The sequence below is a fragment of the Pseudofrankia inefficax genome, from assembly GCF_000166135.1.
Classification (GTDB): domain Bacteria; phylum Actinomycetota; class Actinomycetes; order Frankiales; family Frankiaceae; genus Pseudofrankia; species Pseudofrankia inefficax.
In genome coordinates this window covers 3,268,849-3,284,959 of sequence record NC_014666.1, presented here as the reverse complement: position 1 = coordinate 3,284,959, position 16,111 = coordinate 3,268,849, and the positions used below count along the sequence as shown (strand labels likewise).

At 74.2% G+C, this 16,111-nt stretch carries 13 protein-coding genes; 7 read left to right on the top strand and 6 right to left on the bottom strand.

Annotated features, from left to right (window positions below; all coding sequences use genetic code 11):
* Window positions 1-28 precede the first annotated feature (28 nt).
* The gene (locus FRAEUI1C_RS13440; protein ID WP_013423845.1) at window positions 29-2,452 is read right to left on the bottom strand and encodes a carbamoyltransferase HypF; all 2,424 of its coding nucleotides are present in this window, start codon (window positions 2,450-2,452) and stop codon (window positions 29-31) included.
* Window positions 2,453-2,847: 395 nt separating this feature from the next.
* On the opposite strand from FRAEUI1C_RS13440, the gene FRAEUI1C_RS13435 reads away from it, so the two are divergent.
* The gene (locus FRAEUI1C_RS13435; protein ID WP_013423844.1) at window positions 2,848-3,624 is read left to right on the top strand and encodes a pirin family protein; all 777 of its coding nucleotides are present in this window, start codon (window positions 2,848-2,850) and stop codon (window positions 3,622-3,624) included.
* A gap of 53 nt (window positions 3,625-3,677) precedes the next feature.
* Window positions 3,678-4,346 carry a TetR/AcrR family transcriptional regulator gene (locus tag FRAEUI1C_RS13430; protein WP_232425414.1) on the top strand — a complete coding sequence of 223 codons (669 nt, stop codon included), beginning with the start codon at window positions 3,678-3,680 and terminating at the stop codon, window positions 4,344-4,346.
* Here FRAEUI1C_RS13430 and FRAEUI1C_RS13425 read toward each other — a convergent pair.
* The gene (locus FRAEUI1C_RS13425) at window positions 4,315-5,415 is read right to left on the bottom strand and encodes a helix-turn-helix transcriptional regulator (protein ID WP_041260744.1); all 1,101 of its coding nucleotides are present in this window, start codon (window positions 5,413-5,415) and stop codon (window positions 4,315-4,317) included. The two genes, FRAEUI1C_RS13430 and FRAEUI1C_RS13425, sit on opposite strands and share 32 nt — an antisense overlap.
* A gap of 402 nt (window positions 5,416-5,817) precedes the next feature.
* On the opposite strand from FRAEUI1C_RS13425, the gene FRAEUI1C_RS13420 reads away from it, so the two are divergent.
* Both FRAEUI1C_RS13420 and FRAEUI1C_RS13415 read left to right on the top strand, forming a co-directional pair.
* Window positions 5,818-7,026: a serine/threonine-protein kinase gene (locus tag FRAEUI1C_RS13420; protein WP_013423841.1), complete on the top strand. Its 1,209-nt coding sequence runs from the start codon at window positions 5,818-5,820 to the stop codon at window positions 7,024-7,026.
* 512 nt (window positions 7,027-7,538) lie between these two features.
* Complete coding sequence (locus FRAEUI1C_RS13415) at window positions 7,539-7,778, top strand: hypothetical protein (RefSeq protein WP_157734924.1); 240 nt, start codon at window positions 7,539-7,541, stop codon at window positions 7,776-7,778.
* Between the two features lie 189 nt (window positions 7,779-7,967).
* On the opposite strand, the gene FRAEUI1C_RS13410 is transcribed toward FRAEUI1C_RS13415, so the two are convergent.
* Complete coding sequence (locus tag FRAEUI1C_RS13410) at window positions 7,968-8,852, bottom strand: undecaprenyl-diphosphate phosphatase (RefSeq protein WP_013423840.1); 885 nt, start codon at window positions 8,850-8,852, stop codon at window positions 7,968-7,970.
* A gap of 483 nt (window positions 8,853-9,335) precedes the next feature.
* Here FRAEUI1C_RS13410 and FRAEUI1C_RS36225 point away from each other — a divergent pair, with 483 nt between their 5' ends.
* Window positions 9,336-9,911, top strand: coding sequence for a MarR family winged helix-turn-helix transcriptional regulator (locus tag FRAEUI1C_RS36225; RefSeq protein WP_013423839.1), 576 nt, complete (start codon window positions 9,336-9,338; stop codon window positions 9,909-9,911).
* A gap of 33 nt (window positions 9,912-9,944) precedes the next feature.
* Here the strand turns inward: FRAEUI1C_RS36225 and FRAEUI1C_RS13400 are convergent, their stop codons facing one another.
* The gene (locus FRAEUI1C_RS13400) at window positions 9,945-10,970 is read right to left on the bottom strand and encodes a MaoC family dehydratase (RefSeq protein WP_013423838.1); all 1,026 of its coding nucleotides are present in this window, start codon (window positions 10,968-10,970) and stop codon (window positions 9,945-9,947) included.
* On the bottom strand, window positions 10,967-12,310 hold the full coding sequence (locus tag FRAEUI1C_RS13395; protein ID WP_013423837.1) for a CoA transferase: 1,344 nt from the start codon (window positions 12,308-12,310) through the stop codon (window positions 10,967-10,969). Before FRAEUI1C_RS13395 ends, FRAEUI1C_RS13400 begins: the two co-directional genes overlap by 4 nt.
* A gap of 355 nt (window positions 12,311-12,665) precedes the next feature.
* Between FRAEUI1C_RS13395 and FRAEUI1C_RS13390 the strand changes: the two genes are divergently transcribed.
* Window positions 12,666-13,601, top strand: coding sequence for a hypothetical protein (locus FRAEUI1C_RS13390; protein ID WP_013423836.1), 936 nt, complete (start codon window positions 12,666-12,668; stop codon window positions 13,599-13,601).
* Between the two features lie 56 nt (window positions 13,602-13,657).
* Here FRAEUI1C_RS13390 and FRAEUI1C_RS13385 read toward each other — a convergent pair whose 3' ends face one another.
* The gene (locus FRAEUI1C_RS13385) at window positions 13,658-14,440 is read right to left on the bottom strand and encodes a DUF732 domain-containing protein (protein WP_013423835.1); all 783 of its coding nucleotides are present in this window, start codon (window positions 14,438-14,440) and stop codon (window positions 13,658-13,660) included.
* A gap of 307 nt (window positions 14,441-14,747) precedes the next feature.
* On the opposite strand from FRAEUI1C_RS13385, the gene FRAEUI1C_RS13380 reads away from it, so the two are divergent.
* A complete protein-coding gene (locus FRAEUI1C_RS13380) occupies window positions 14,748-15,917 on the top strand; it encodes a Kelch repeat-containing protein (protein WP_013423834.1) in 1,170 nt (389 codons plus the stop codon).
* The last annotated feature ends 194 nt before the right edge of the window (window positions 15,918-16,111 follow it).

Sequence of the window (16,111 nt, the reverse complement as noted above, 5' to 3'; positions counted from 1 at the left end):
GGCACCTCGCAGGAGGCGTCCAGCCTGCTCAGCGCTGGGCGCTGGCGACCGCTGCCTGGCCAAGGCTGATGCCGCCGTCGTTGGTCGGGACGCGGGAGTGCGTCAGGACTGTCAGGCCGGCGGCGCGGAGCCCGGCACCCACCTCGTTGAGCAGGCGCTGGTTGGCGAAGACGCCGCCGGACAGGGCGGCCGCGCGGACGCCGGTCTGTTCGGCGAGACATTCACAGACGGTGACGATGGTCCGGGCGAGTGTCGCGTGAAACCGGGCGGCGACGCGGGCGCGGTCCGTGCCGGCACGCAGGTCCTCGACGACGGCGGCGACCAGGTCGGTGCCCTGGATCCGCCCCGGATCCACGGCAGGTCGGGGCGGCCGAACGATCCCCGGTAGCGGGTAGGACTCCCGTTCCGCCTGGTCGGCGAGCTGCTCGAGCTCGATGGCCGCCTGGCCTTCGTAGTTCACGGTGTCGCGCACGTCGAGGATCGCGGCCACGGCGTCGAACAGCCGACCGGCGCTGCTTGTCAGCGGCGCGGCGACGCCCCGGTCGGCCATCGCGACGACGGATTCCCAGTGGGCCGCGTTGCGCTCGCGGACGGCCAGTCCGGCGGTGTCCACCCCGGCCGCGGACAGGTAGGCCGCGGCCATGCGCCACGGGGACCGGATCGCCGCCGCGCCGCCGGGCATCGCGACGGGGTCCAGGTGGGCGAGTCGCGTGAAGCGGGTCAGGTCGGCGAGCAGCACCTCACCGCCCCACAGGGTGCCGTCGGTGCCGTATCCCAGACCGTCGAAGGCCAGACCGAGCACTGGGCCGGAATGCCGGTTGTCCGCGAGGCAGGACGCGATATGCGCGTGATGATGCTGTACCCCGACCACGCCCAGGCCGTCGTCCTCGGCGCGGTCCAGCGCGTACTTCGTCGACAGGTACTCCGGATGCAGGTCGTGGGCGATGACCTCGGGTCGGACGTCGAAGAGCCGCTCGTAGTGGGCGACGCCGGCGGTGAAGGCGCGGAAGGTCTCGTAGTTCTCCAGATCCCCGATGTGCTGGGAGACGAACGCGTACCGGCCGCGCGTCAGGCAGAACGTGCTCTTCAGCTCCGCTCCGCAGGCGAGGACCGGGCGGGGCGTCTCCCAGCCCATAGCGAGCGGTTCCGGCGCATACCCCCGGGCGCGGCGGACCAGTTGCTCCCGTTCCCCCGCCGCGGGCGAGCCCGGCTTGTTCGTCGGCCGCCGGGACGGCTCCCCCGCCGGGGGCCGTTCCCGACGCGGCTCGCCCGGCCAGGACGGGAGAACCCGGACGACCGAGTCGTCCGCGCGGACGTGGATGGGGCGGTCGTGGACGAGGAAGTAGTCCGCGATCGGGCCCAGGCGACCGAAGGCCTCGTCGTCGCGGTACACGATCGGCTCGTCGGAGACGTTCCCGCTGGTCAGCACGAGCGGCCCGCTGAAGGCGGCGAGCAGCAGGTGGTGCGCCGGCGTGTACGGCGTCATCAGGCCGAGCTGGCGGGTGCCCGGCGCGACCGACCGGGCGACGCCGGGGCCACCGGGCAGCAGGTCGAGCAGGACGATCGGTCGCCGCCGGCCGGTGAGCAGCCGTTCGGCCACCGGCCCGACGGCGCACAGCTCCCGCGCGGCGGCCACGTCCGAGACCATCACGGCGAACGGCTTGTCCGCGCGGTGCTTGCGGCCACGCAGCCGGGCCGCCGCTGCGTCGGAGCGCGCGTCGACGGCCAGGTGGTAGCCGCCGAGCCCCTTCATCGCGAGCACGGCGCCCGCCCGCAGCAACTCGGCGGACCGCTCGATCGGGTCCGCGTCGAGCGGCCGGCCGGCTCGGTCGAGCAGGCGCAGCCGCGGGCCGCACTCGGGGCAGCACACCGGCTGGGCGTGGAAGCGGCGGTTGCCCGGGTCGTGGTACTCGGCCGCGCAGGCCGGGCACATCGCGAACCCGGCCATCGTCGTCGCCGGCCGGTCGTAGGGAACGTCCCGGATGATCGTGAACCGGGGGCCACAGTTCGTGCAGTTGATGAACGGGTAGCGGTACCGGCGATCGGCCGGGTCGGCGAGCTCGGCGAGGCAGTCCGCGCAGGTGGCGCAGTCCGCCGACACGAGGGTGCTGCGTTCGCCAGCCGGGTCGCTCGCCGTGATCCGGAAGCCGGCCGCCGTGGGCGCACCGGGCCGGGGTGCGCGCGTCCCGCCGCCGTCCGCGCCACCGGGGCCCGAGGCGCGCCGGCCATCGGGAGGGGGCCTGCGGCGGACGACGACGTCCTCGACGACGGCCAGCGGTGGTGCCTCGTCGCGGAGCGCGATCACAAAGGCGTCGAGCGCCGCCGCGCTGCCAGACGCCTCGATGTGGACGCCGGCGGGGCTGTTGGCGACCTCGCCGACGAGATGCTCACGGCTGGCCAGCGCGTAGACGAAAGGGGCGGAAACCCACCCCCTGCACGATCCCGTCGACATCGACAGCGATCCGGATGACCGTGTCCTGGCCATCGGCGCCGCGAGTGGTGGGTCCGCTCTCGTTGTCCCGCCCGGTCTGCCTCACCATGGCGACAGTGTTCCCAGCCATCCCCCAACCAGCCCGCCACCATCGGCGACAGCGCGAAGATCGCCGATTCGGCCCTCATACGGTCCTGAACGCCCGCCCCGGAGCGACCATTCGAAGGCCAAGACCGCGATCTTGTGGCCGGCGCCCGCCGCCCGGACCGCCGTCGCGCGGGCTGCCGCCGCAGGCGGCCGCGGCGACCAGGGAATGCCGCGGCGAGGGGGCCGTTTAGATAGTTGCATCAGCAACTACCTGGCAGAACATGAACACCGGACCAGAAACACCGCACCAGAGAGGACGGACAGCCACCATGGCTGCTGCGACCACGAACCGCGAGGCCAGCGTCGACATCCGGCGCGCGGACGACCGGTCCGCGACCCGGATCGGCTGGCTCGACTCCAAGCACTCGTTCTCGTTCGGGCACCACTACGACCCGGCCAACACCCACCACGGCCTGCTGCTGGTCAACAACGACGACATCGTCGCGCCGGGCACCGGCTTCGAGACGCACCCGCACCGGGACATGGAGATCGTCACCTGGGTGCTGTCGGGCGCCCTCGTCCACCAGGACTCGATCGGCACCTCGGGCGTCATCTACCCGGGCCTGGCCCAGCGGATGAGCGCCGGTACCGGCATCCTGCACTCCGAGAAGAACGACGCCTGGCGGCTGACCGGCGCCGACGAGCACACCGAGCCCGTGCACTTCGTCCAGATGTGGGTCGTCCCCGACGCGGCCGGCGTCGAGCCCGGCTACGAGCAGCTGGAGATCGACGGCGAGCTGCTCGCGGGCGGCCTGGTGACAGTCGCGTCCGGCCTGGAGCGGGACGCCGACCAGGCGGCCATCCGCATCTCGAACAAGTACGCCGCCCTGCACGCCGCCCGCCTGGAGCCGGGCCGGTCCGTGACCCTGCCCGACGCGCCGTTCCTGCACCTGTTCGTCCCGAAGGGCACGGTGTCCCTGGAGGGCGCGGGCGCGCTGGGCCAGGGCGACGCCGTCCGCTTCACCGCGACCGGCGGCCACACCGTCACCGCGACCGAGCCGAGCGAGATCCTGGTCTGGGAGATGCACGCCTCCGTCCGCGCCTAGCCGGGTCGCTCGACCGAAGGTGGCTGACGAGGCCGGCGGCTACGATCAGCGATGTGACGGAGCAGACGGCCATGGCGCACCGGCCGCTGCGGCGGGACGCCGAACGTAACCGCCGGCGAATTCTGGAGGGCGCGGCGGCGGCGTTCGCCGAGCAGGGCCTCGACGTCACGACCGATGAGATCGCCCGGCGGTCCGGGGTGGGCATCGGCACGTTCTACCGGCGGTTCCCGACCAAGGAGCTGCTGATCGAGGCCCTGTTCGAGGACCGGATCGGCAAGCTGGTGGAGCTCGCCGAGGAATGCCTGCGCGACGAGGACCCGTGGAGCGGGCTGGTGTCCTTCCTCGATCAGGCGACCGCCCGCCAGGTCGCCGACCGCGGCCTCAAGGAGCTGGTCTTCTCGACGGCGCACGGGCGGGCCCGGATCTCCGCCGACCGGGACCGGATCGGGCCGCTGTTCTTCGCCCTGGTCGAGCGGGCCCAGCGGGCCGGCCAGCTGCGGCCCGACGTCGCCGGCACGGACCTCGGGCTGGTCCAGCTGATGCTGACCGCCGTCGCCGACTTCACCCGCGACGTGGCCCCCGAGTCCTGGCGGCGCTTCCTGGCCATCATGCTCGACGGCCTGCGGACCAGCCGCGACGCCCCGAGCCCGCTGCCGGCCTCGGCGCTCGACCCGGCCCAGGTCACCCAGATCATGGCCTGCTACCGCCCGCAGGGCCGCTGACCTCGGCGGGCGAGGGCCGGGAGGCCGTGGACGGCGACGCCGTGGGCGGCGACGCCGAGGACAGCGACGCCGTGGACAGCGACGCCGCGGACCGGGACGCCGCGGCGAACAGGCGCCCAACGGCGCGGACGTGCTCGGCGAAGGCCGGCGGCCCGACGACCGTGAACGGCGCGCCGACCCGGGTGAGCACGAGCGCGGGCCAGGCCAGGTCGTCGGCGGCCATCCGCAGCCGGCACCGGCCCGACCCCGCGTCCCCGGCCGGCCCAACGTCCCCAGCCGGCCCCGGGTCCCCAGCCGGCTCGGCGGTCCCCCAGCGGCCGACGACCCGGGCGACCGCCTCCACCGGCGCGTCGACGAGCACCTCGACCTGGTGGCTCTCCCGGGACGGCCCGGTCCGCACGGCCGCGCGCACGAACGCGGCGGCGTCGCCGCCCGGCAGCTCGCGGGGCCGAAACCGCGGGCCGGTCGTCAGCGGCCCGGCGATCCGGTCAAGCCGGAACGTCCGCCAGTCGTCCCGGTCCACGTCGAATCCGACGAGGTACCAGCGACCGCCCAGCGACACCAGCCGGTGCGGCTCGACCCGGCGGCGGCTGGCCTTGCCCTCCCGGTCGGTGTAGTCGAACCGCGCCTGTTCGTCGGCCCGCGCCGCGAGCGCCAGCGCCGTCAGCAGCGCGGCGTCGACGGGCGGGCCGGCGACCGCCACCGGCACCGTGTAGGCGCCGAGGGCGTCGGCGCGGTGCCGCAGCCGGCGCGGGATCACCTGGATCACCTTCGCCAGCGCCCGCACCGAGGCCTCCTCGATCCCGGCCACCGAGCCGGTGACCGCCGCGCGCAGCCCGACGATGATCGCGACTGCCTCGTCGTCGTCCAGCAGCAGCGGCGGCACGGCCGCGCCGGCCTTCAGCTGGTAACCGCCGGCCACGCCCCGGCTGGCCCGCACGGGGTAGCCCAGCTCGCGCAGCCGCTCGACGTCGCGCCGCAGCGTCCGGGCGCTCACGGCCAGCCGGTCGGCCAGCTCCGCCCCGGCCCAGTACCGGTGGGTCTGCAGCAGCGCCAGCAGCCGGAGCATCCGCGCGCTCGGCGAGGTGCCCGGCGACCCGGCGTGACCGGTTGCGTCGTCCGCCTCGCCCGGACCGCCGGTCTCGTCGAAGGCGTCGCGCTTCTCGGTCGCGACCGGCTTCCTGGGCGGGCCCGGCTCGGTGGGCCGGCCTGGCTCGTTGGGCACCACGGGCTTGTCAGGCACGGCTGTCTCCTCGGAAGGCGGGCGGTCCGGGTCCGGCACGCCTCCAGCATGCCGTCGAATGGGGCCAGAAGCTGGCCGCAATCGGCCGGTCGAGGAGCAGAACCGTCACCGGTCCGGGGGCCGGCGGGCCTACGTCGCCGAGGACCGGGGAGATAGCCTCCGGGGAGGAAGATCCGTGCAAGGAGCCGGCGCGCGAGGCGACGCCTGGCGTCACGTCGCTGGGACGGGGTGGTCGGGCTGCCGGACGTGATGCCCCTCGGGCCGGGTGACCCGCGCCGGATCGGCCCGTACCGGGTGCTGGGGCTGCTCGGGAAAGGCGGGATGAGCTCGGTCTACCTCGCCCGCCGCCTCACCGAGAACACCGACCCGGACGCCACCAGCCGGCCCGGGCGCACCGAGACCGGGCCGCTGGTCGCGGTCAAGGTGATCGACGAGGACCTGGCCCAGCTGCCGGCGTTCCGGGAGCGGTTCCGCCGGGAGGCGCGGGCGGCCCGGCGGGTGGCCCGGTTCTGCACCGCCGAGGTCCTCGACGTCGACGTCGCCGCGCCACGGCCATACCTGGTGACGGAGTTCATCGACGGCCCGACCCTGGGCACCGCCGTCGAGCAGAGCGGGCCGCTGCCGCCAGCCGAGCTCGAGCGGCTCGCGGTCTCGGTCGCCTCGGCGCTGACCGCCATCCACGCGGCCGGCGTCATCCACCGGGACCTGAAGCCCGGCAACATCATGCTCTCGCGGTCCGGCTGGCGGGTGATCGACTTCGGGATCTGCCGCCCGCTCGACGACGCCACGAACATCACCGTCGGCCGGCTCGGCACGCCGGTCTTCATGGCCCCCGAGCAGGCCCGCGACCTGCCCGCGACCACCGCGACCGACGTGCACGCCTGGGGCGCCATCGTCACCTTCGCCGCCACGGGCCGGCCCCCGTTCGGCGAGCCGTCCCTGATGGAGCTGCTGCGCCGGGTGATGCACGACCCGCCCGACCTGACCGGCCTGCCCGCCGCGCTGCGCCCCGTCGTCGCCCGCGCGTTCGCGAAGGACCCCGCCCGCCGTCCCCCGGCCCGCGAGCTGCTGCTCGGCCTCATGGACGTGGCCGCCGAGGCCGACGCGACCGCCGAGCCCGCCGAGCTGGACGGCGAGGCGACCCAGCAGCTCCCCATCGGCACCGCCGCGCTCCTCCCGCTCGCGCCCCCCGGCGCCGGCCGGCGGCCGGCCCCTTCGCCGCCCGCAGGGCAAGCGCCACCCCCAGCCCCAACGCCGCCCCCAGCCTCACCTCCGGCGCCTTTGACGCCCCCGGCGCCCTGGGCAACCCCCGAGCCCCCACTTCAGGCTCAGCAGCCGCAGGACCCGAGGTCGACCGTCACCCGCCTGGCCGACCTGGCGGACCGGGCCCGTCCCTGGGTGCGCAAACTCCCCGACCTGCGCCGCCACCGCTCCTGACCGCAACGGCCTGACGCGGCGCCAGGAGGTCCCGACCCAGCGCTGCCGCTCAGAGCGCCAGCCAGGGACGCCGCTCGGCCGAGAGCCGGCAGATGCACCTGACCGCTTCGCCCGCTTTGATCGCCTTGCTGTACACTGTCGACTCAGACAGTGCTGGACCCGACACCCGGGGTGCGATCTGAGATCACGTCAGGGATTTCTCCGGACATTGACGGTGTGGGGCCAGCAGCCGGGGGCCGACAGTCAGGAGGCGTCTTGCCGAGCCTGGAGCACGAGGCGCCGGTCATGGGGTTCGCGGACCATCCGAGCACGCTCGCTGAGCTGCTCGACCGCATCTTCAAGATCGGCCTGCCGAAGCACGACGACGCCCACCGTGGGCCGACCGCGTTCCCGAAGAACCCGCCGACGACCTACCACGCGGACAACACGCTGGTCTTCAGCCGGACCGGAAATCCGCTCTACGCCATCGTGGTCGAGGTACAGCGCCGCTGGCTACGAGAGAAGTGGCCCGTGTGGAAGTTCTACGCGGCGGCCCTGGAGAAGGCAAGGCCGAAGGCATGGCGGCGGGCAAGGCCGAAGGCAAGGCCGAGGCCAAGCGGGAGGCGCTTCTGGCGGTGCTCGCCGCCCGCGGCATCGAGGTGCCGGACGAGCTGCGCGAGAAGGTCCTCGGCTGTGGAGAGCTCGACCAGCTCGACACCTGGTTCCATCGCTCCCTCACCGCGACGAACGTCCAGGACGTCCTCTCCGAATAGGACGCGACCTGGTACGTATCCGGCCGGGTCCGCCCGCTGGCTTGATCGCTGTTTCGGCCCTCACGCGGTTACAAACCGCGGGCGATTACAGCCCTGCGAGGGCGAAAACAGCGATCTTGTCAGCCTTGGGACGAGGTGAACCTTGGCAGACGCGACGACAGCTACCCGGCCGTCGGCGGCGACGCGGCGCTAGCCGGCCGAGGACGGTGGTGTCTCAGCGGCGTGGGCGTCGAGGTGGCCGCTGGCGATCAGGACCAGCAGCAGGATGCCGAGCGCGACCCGGTAGATGACGAACGGCGCGAAGCTCTTGGTGGAGATGTAACGCAGGAACCAGGCGATCGCCGAGTAGCCGACCACGAACGCGATCGCCGTGGCGAGCACCGTGGGCCCCCAGGCGACATTGCTGCCCGGGACGTCCTTCAGCTCGAACAGGCCGGAGGCGAGCACGGCCGGGATCGCGAGCAGGAACGAGTACCGCGCGGCCGCCTCGCGGGTGTAGCCGAGGAACAGGCCACCGCTGACGGTCGCCCCCGACCGGGACACCCCCGGGACCAGCGCCAGCGACTGGCACAAGCCGTAGATCAGCCCGTCGCGGACGGTCAGATCCTCGACCGTCTTGCGGCGGCGCGGGAAGGCGTGCCGGCCCCGCCGACCAGCCTGGGAGGCGTAGAGGTCGGCGGCGCCGAGGATCAGGCCGAGCACGATCAGCGTCATCGCGATGAGTCGAAGGTCGCGGAACGGCCCCTCGATGGTGTTCTTCAGCGTCACACCGAGCAGGCAGACCGGGATCGACCCGATGATGATGAGCCAGCCCATCCGGGCGTCCAACGTCTGGCGCATCTTCGGGTCCCGCAACGACCGGGCCCAGGCCGCCACGATCCGGGCGATGTCCTTGCGGAAGTAGAGCAGGACCGCCGTCTCGGTGCCGATCTGGCTGACGGCGGTGAACGCCGCGCCGGGGTCGTCCCAGCCGGCGAGCGCGGCCACGATCCGCAGGTGCGCGCTGGAGGAGACGGGAAGGAACTCGGTCAGCCCCTGGACCAGGCCGAGGGCACCACCCTGAAACCAGTTCACGCGGCGACAGCCGGGCTGGTGAGAGGGACCGCCGGGGCATCGGCGGCGGCGCTGGCTGGGCTGCGCGGGCCCGAGAACTCACGCAGCGAGGCGCCGGAGCGCGTTCCGTACCTGGTCACGGCGCCTGAGATTAGCCGACGTCGTCCCGCCGCCGGCAAGCAGGCCATCGGCGTCCATCACCCTGCGGCCGGCGCGAATCAGGCCAGCGCTCGCGAACCGGATCTAGCGGGCCAAATCCGGAAGCTACTCGCCAGCGAGAGTAGCTCTGGCGGGAGACCCTTCTCACGCGGTCCGCCCCGCGCGCGAGGGCCTTGACTCCCGGTACGTTCGGGAAACCTCAGGCGAATGCGGAGGAAACTCCGATAGAACAGGCTGTGTGATGTGCGGACACCTCAGGGAACCTCTCCCGGGCGAGCGGTCCACCTCCCCGCCCGTCGCCACCATCAGAGCCATCGCCCGCAGCCAGCCGGCCGGGCCGGCGAGATGACCGCGCCCGCGCCGACGGCGCCGGGCACCCGCCGCCAGGCGACCGGGGCGGCGGTCTTCCCGGAGCGGCTCGCGAACGACCTCGCCACCGTCGTCTCCACCCGCGGCGGGCGCACCGAACGCCTCGCCGACGAGGTCGTCGAAGCCGCCCGGCTGCTGTGGCAGGCCGTCGGAGACCAGCAGCCGGCGGCCACCCCGGCGGCGTTCGAGAAGCTGCGCCCGCGTCACATCCAGGTGCTGCGGCTGCTGGCGAGCCAGCCGGGGATCTCGGTGCGGGTCGCCGCCGAGGCCCTCGCGATGCGCCCACACAACCTGTCCACCCTGCTGACCGACCTCGTCGGCGCCGGTCTCGTCGAGCGGCGCGGCGACCCCCGCGACCGCAGGATCGCCCGGCTCTACCTGTCCGACGAGGCCCGCAAGGAGGTCGAGGGCGTCGAGCGCGGCCTGCACGACGCCGTCGTCGACGTCCTCGGCCGGCTCACCGACGTCGACCAGGGCCGCATCCGCGCAGCCCTGCCGGCCCTGCACCGCCTCGTCGCCGGCCTCACCGAGACGGCCGGCCCCACCCGCTGACGCGGCGGACCAGGGCCGCCGGCGGCTCGCCGGTCAGGGGAAGACGGCGAAGAAGCGCCAGTCGAGCACGTCGCGAGCCGGTCCGCCGGGTGTCTCGGCGTCGGCGCGCACGAGCGTGCGCAGCCGGGCGAGGCCACCGCCGGCCGGCAGCGGCGAGAGCTGCTCGACCGTGATCTCGCCGCGCAGCGTGTCGCCCTCGTGGACGGGCCCGGTGTGATCGCAGCCCGCCCAGCCGGCGACGGTGACCAGCGACGGCAGGGCCCTGGTCACCTGGGCGAACGCGAGCCCGATGGTGTGGCCGCCGTAGACGAGGCGCCGCCCGCCCGCCGCGGCCGCGTCGTGGTGGACCTGGGCGACGTTCAGCGTCAGCCGGGCCAGCTCGGGGGCGCTGGACACGACGTCACCGCCGCCGACGACCCAGCGCTGGCCGACCGCCAGGTCGGCGAACCGGGGTCCCGCTCCGAGGTCGGCGACAGGCGCCAGGTCCCAGCCGTCGACCGCGGCGGCGAGCTGGGCCGGCGCCGGGGCCACGCCGACCGCGTCGGTGTCGTCGCCGTGGCCGGTGGCCCGGTCCGGGTCGCGCAGCGGCAGCATGGCGCACCGCCAGAAGTCGAGCACCGGGCGGGCGTGCTGGTCGACGGTGGTGATCCGCAGGACGGCGAGGCCGGTCGGCCGCCGGCCCGGCCGGGCCTTGTTCTGCCGCAACGCGACGACCTCGGTGCCGGTGCGCAGCGTGTCGCCGATCAGCGGGGCCCGGCGGAACACCAGCCCCCGGTAGAACAGGTTGGCCTTCACGTGGTGGGTGACCACGGTCGACTGGCCGATCGCCACGTCCCAGACGACGTTCGGCGCCGCGACCGGCCGGTCCGCGCCGGTCACCCGCGCGGCGAGCTCCGCGTCGAGGGCCAGCGGGAGGCGCCCGCCGACGATGGCGCGGTGCGCGTCGGCGAGCCCGTCGGTCAGCGTCAGGCCCGGGGCGGAGCGGAAGACCTGCCCCACGGTCAGCTCGTCGAAGTACGGCCCCTCGGCGACGACAGCCTCGGCCTCGGTGGTCGTCACGGCGTCGCCTGCCCGGACGGAGTGGCCGGAGCCGACGGGGCAGACGGTGTGGCCGAGGCGGACGGAGCGGAAGAGGCGACCGGACCGTCGGTGGCGGCGATGACACCCGCGCCGGCCAGTCGGCCGATCTCCGCGTCGGACAGGCCGAGGGCCTCGGAGAGGACCGCGGCGGTGTCGGCGCCGAGGCGGGGCGCCTCGCCGGGCGGGCCGTACGCGCCGTCCCAGCGCAGCGGGGAGCGGGCCGTGATCGCCGGCAGGCCCTGCGACGGGACCTCGCGGCGCGGCGCGTCGTCGGCCGGGACCAGGACGTGCGCGAGCACCGGGTGCACCCCGCGGGCGTGCGCGGCGACGACGTCCGTCATCCCCCGGTAGCGGCCCCACAGCACCCGGGCCGCGTCCAGCTCGTCGGCGACCTGCTTGGAGTCGCGGGCGGCGAACCAGGGCCGCAGCACGGCGGCGATCGTCTCGCGCAGCCGGTACCGCGCGTCCTCCTGGGTGAGGTCGGCGTCCAGCGCCGTCTCCAGCGCGGCGAAGACCGGGCCGGTCCCGGTGACCGAGCACAGCGCGGCCCACTGGCCCTCGGTCAGCGCGACAACCATGACCCGCTGGCCGTCGCGGCACGCGAAGTCGACGCCGAAGCTGCCGTAGACGTGGTTGCCGTGCCGGGGCCGCTCGTGCCCGCTGGCGGCGGCCTCCGACAGCCAGCCCATGTTGGCGACGCCGGCCAGTGCCACGTCGGACAGCGCCATCTCGATGTAGGCGCCCCGGCCGGTCCGGCCGCGGGCGTGCAGCGCGGCGAGCACGGCGGTGGACACCGACAGGCCGGTCACCAGGTCCCAGGCGGGCAGCACGTGGTTGACCGGGGCGCCGCCCTCCTCGGTGCCCGTGATGCCCGGCAGGCCGACCTCCGCGTTCACGGTGTAGTCGACGGCCGGCTTGCCGTCCGGGTAGCCCTGGACCCGGACGTGGATCAGGTCGGGCCGCCGCGAGGTGAGGACGTCGTTCGCCATCCAGCGGCGGCCGACGACGTTGTCGATGAGGATGCCGCGGTCGTCCCCCGGGGCGGCGATCAGGGCGGTGATCAGCTCACGGCCCTCGGTCGAACGCATGTCGACGGCGATCGAGCGCTTGCCCTTGTTGAGCGAGTGCCAGTAGTAGCTCTCACCGGTGGGGGCGACCGGCCAGCGCCGGTAGTCGCTGCCGCCGCCGACCGGGTCGATCCGGACGACGTCGGCGCCGAGCTGGGCGAGCGTCATGCCACCGGTCGGCCCGGCGACGAAGCTCGCGCACTCGATGACGCGCAGCCCGTCGAGCGGCCGGGCGGCCACGGTCGGCGTCATGCCGCCCGTCCTGGCGCGCCGGCGCCGCGGCCAGGCGGAAGGCTCGATGGCGGGCTGATCGGACAGTGCGGTCGGCGAGCGGGGGCAAGCACGTGAGCTCCTTCGCGAGGTCAGGTCGAGGCCGCCGCGGGTCCGCGCCGGCCGGCCCCGCCACCTCCTCCTGGAACAGCTATCGCGACGAATGTATGTGCCTTGCGGCGGGGCCCGACCAACCGTCACCAACGGTCGCCGGCAACGGCCTCGAACCGGATCAGGACCGGGCCGCGCTGACGGCGGTGAACCTTCGTGTTGGCAGGCTGTTACGGCCGGGTACCACCCGTCGCGCCTGCCGGAGGTCAGGTTCATCCTGTGACGCGTGGACGACGACATTCGCGAACTCGTCAAGGCCCCGCCGGCCTATTTGTTCGGATGGCCCGTCCCACTGCTCGACGAGATCGGCGGCCTGCAGCGCGCCGCGTACGACGGCCGCATCGACCTCGACACCTGGCGGCGCCGCGACGGCGAGCTGCGGGCCGGCATGCCGCCGGTCGCCAGCGTCGGCCTCGTCCAGGCGATGCACCGCCGGGTGACCGAGGCCTGGCGGGAGGCCCGCCGCGGCGGGACGGACAGCGCCGACGCCGAGACGCTGCTGACGCTGATGGGGCGGCTGCGCTACCTCACCGAGACCGCGCCGACGGATGCCGCCCTGTTCCACGAGCTCCTGGGTGTCACCCGCCAGCTGCGCGAGTACAGCCAGCACGACAACCTCAACCGCTCGTTCTCGCGCCGGGCGGACCTGATCCGCGGCTGGCTGGCGCGGTCGCCCGACTACGACCTCACCAGCGGGCTGACCTGGGCGACGATCGGGCGCTACCGCTGGGTGAGCACGTCGCTGGGCGCCGTCCCGACCTACGTCGACGAGGCCCGCCGGCTCGCCCTGCTCGACCCGGCCAACGCCCAGCAGACCGAGGCGAGCAGCGGCGTCCGCGGCCATGACGGCGTGCCACCCGAGATCGCCGCGGCCGAGACCCGGCAGGCGATGCTCTACTCGTCGTTCGCCGTGCTGCTGGAGGCGACCTGGCAGCGTGAGAGCTTCGACGAGCTCGGCGACGGGATCGCGGCGCTGTGGAACCGGCCGGCGACCCGGCGGCTGCTGATCGAGCTCACCTCGGCCGGCTGGCCGCGGGTGTACGCGACCTTCGACCCCGGCCACGCGACGATCGCCACCGGGCCGACCGGCCGGCGCGGCCCGGTGGGGACGCCGATCTTCCAGGCGACGTCGCAGGACCTCTCGACGTCCCCGCTGGACTGAGGACCTCCCCTTCCTGGGCCCTGTTCCCCCGGGCCGGCCGGGCGCGGGCCTCGTCGTCAGGCGGGCTGCCCGACGCCGCCGGTGGAGCCGGTGCCCCCGCCGCCCGAGCCGCCGCTCCCGCCGCCGCCCCCGACGGTGCCGGCGAGCCCGCTCGGCCAGCCGTGCTGCCCGCAGAGGGCCTCGCGGTCGGCTATGCCCTGGGGGGTGCTGATGTCGCTGGTCATGGCCAGCCAGGCGTCCCGGAAGTCCGGCGGCAACGCCTTCTTGGCGCTCGCTCCCGCGGCGAACACCGCGTAGGCGAGGTCGATGTCGCCGACCCGCTTGCCGCCGCTGGACAGCTCCTGGGCGTAGTCGAGCCAGAAGCAGGCGCCCTGGCCGTTCGCGTCGAGGGTGCGGTCGAGCGGGGCGTCGCCGTCGAAGGCCAGCTCGCCGGTGTGGCGCGGGCAGTAGTTGGGCACCGCGGCGCGGGCCAGCGTCGTCGCCGAGGCGACGGTGAGCCTGTCGTCCGACACCAGCGCGGACGTGGTCGCGGCGCCCCGCAGCGTCATTCCCGCGTCGAGCTCCAGGCAGGTCCAGCTCGCCTGCTCGATCTTCCAGTCGTCGTCGGCGCTCAGGCCGGGCAGGGTGGCGGCCAGCTGCGCCAGGTAGGCCCGGTCACCAGGCGGTAAGGACGGGCTCGCGCTCGGCGTCACGGGGCCTGGGCTGGGCGTCCCGGTCGGCGAGGCGGTCGCGGGCGGCAGATCGTTCTCGATGTTCGGGCCGCAGCCGGCGACGACCAGCGCGAGCACTCCGGCGAGCATCCCGACGGCGGCCCGTGCCGCCAGCCTCCATGGCCGCATGGCCGCGCCTCCACAGCACTCCGGGCGGCGAGGATGCGGGCTCGCGCCGACACCGCCCACGAACGAATGGGATTTCGCCATCATCGTCCCGGTTCACGGCGCCGCCGCCAGCGGTGTCGCCTGCCGGACGCGGCAGTTGATCATCTGGCCCGCGCGCGGCTGGTCAACGCGGTGGACAACGCCGCGGGGCGGCTGGCCGGGGACGCCGCTCCGGGTACGGGCGCCTCGCGGCGCGGAGTCACGCCGCCACGCCGGGCGATCCCATGGTCGACTCGTCGCGGTCGTCACGCTGAGTGAGTATGCGGACGTGAACAGACGCAATGGATCATCGTCCCGGCGGCCCCGACGCGGGCCGGCGGCCCTTGCGACGTCCGCCGCCGCCAGCTGCCTGCTGACGGCCGCGCTGGTGACCGGCTGCTCCAGCGACCAGTCCCCCGCGTCGGCCCAGACGGTCCTGACGACCGGCCCGACCGTCCCGACGACGACACTCGCGACCGAGAGCGGCACCGCTTCGCCGGGCTCGACCGCGACCGGCACCGAGGGCAGCGGCTCGCCCAGCGCGACGGGCAGCGCGTCCGGGTCCGCGAGCCCGGGTGCCGGCAAGAACCTGACCGCCGTCGCCGCGCCGTACAAGCTTCCGAGCGGCGTGACCGGCGCCACGGCGGTCGCCGACAACGGCAAGGTGCTCGCCCTCGGCGGTCAGGACTCGGGTGGCAAGGCCACCAACCAGGTCACCTCGATCGACCCGATCGCGAAGACGGCGACCTCGGCGGGCACCCTGCACACCCCGGTCGCGAACGCCGCGAGCTCGGTCGTCAACGGCACCGCGACCGTCTACGGCGGCAACACCAAGGGCTCCGACGACACCAGCGGCGTGACCGACACCGTCCAGACCTACTCGGGCGGGACCAGCCAGGACGTCGGCAAGCTGCCGGCCCCCCGGGAGAACCTCAACGCCACCACGGCGAACGGCAAGACGTACCTGGTCGGCGGCGACGATGGCAAGTCCGCGCAGGGCGACATCTGGTCCACCGACGACGGCAAGACCTTCCAGACCGCCGGCAAGCTCGACAAGCCGGTCCGCAACCCGGCCGTCGCCACGACCGGCACCGGCAGCGACCAGAAGGTCACCATCTTCGGCGGCGAGGCGTCCGACGGCCCGACGGACGCGATCCAGCAGTTCGACCCGGCCACCGGCAAGACCCAGACGGTCGGCAAGCTGCCGGCGGCCCTGAAGGACGCGTCGGCCTTCACCATCGGCGGCACCACCTACCTGGCCGGCGGGCAGTCCGGCGGCCAGGCGCAGCCGAAGATCTACAAGTTCGACCCGGCCACCAACACCGTCAGCGACGCCGGCGACCTGCCGGAGGGCGTCGAGAACGCCGCGTCGGCGGCGACGGGCAACAACGCCTACCTGTTGGGCGGCGAGGTCTCGAAGAAGGTCTCCGACGGCGTTACCGAGCTCACACCTCAGTAGCCGGCGATGCCTCGCGGCCCCCTTCCGCCCCGGCGCGGAAGGGGGCCGACTCCTGCGCGGCAGGCACATGCCGGATCGGCACGCCCGCGTGACGGCCCGGCCGGCGCACCCGGGCTCTGGGTGTTACCACAGGTCGTGGCCCGATTCGCCCGGCCCACCACGACTGTCAAAAAAGTGGCAGCTAGTGCCATCTG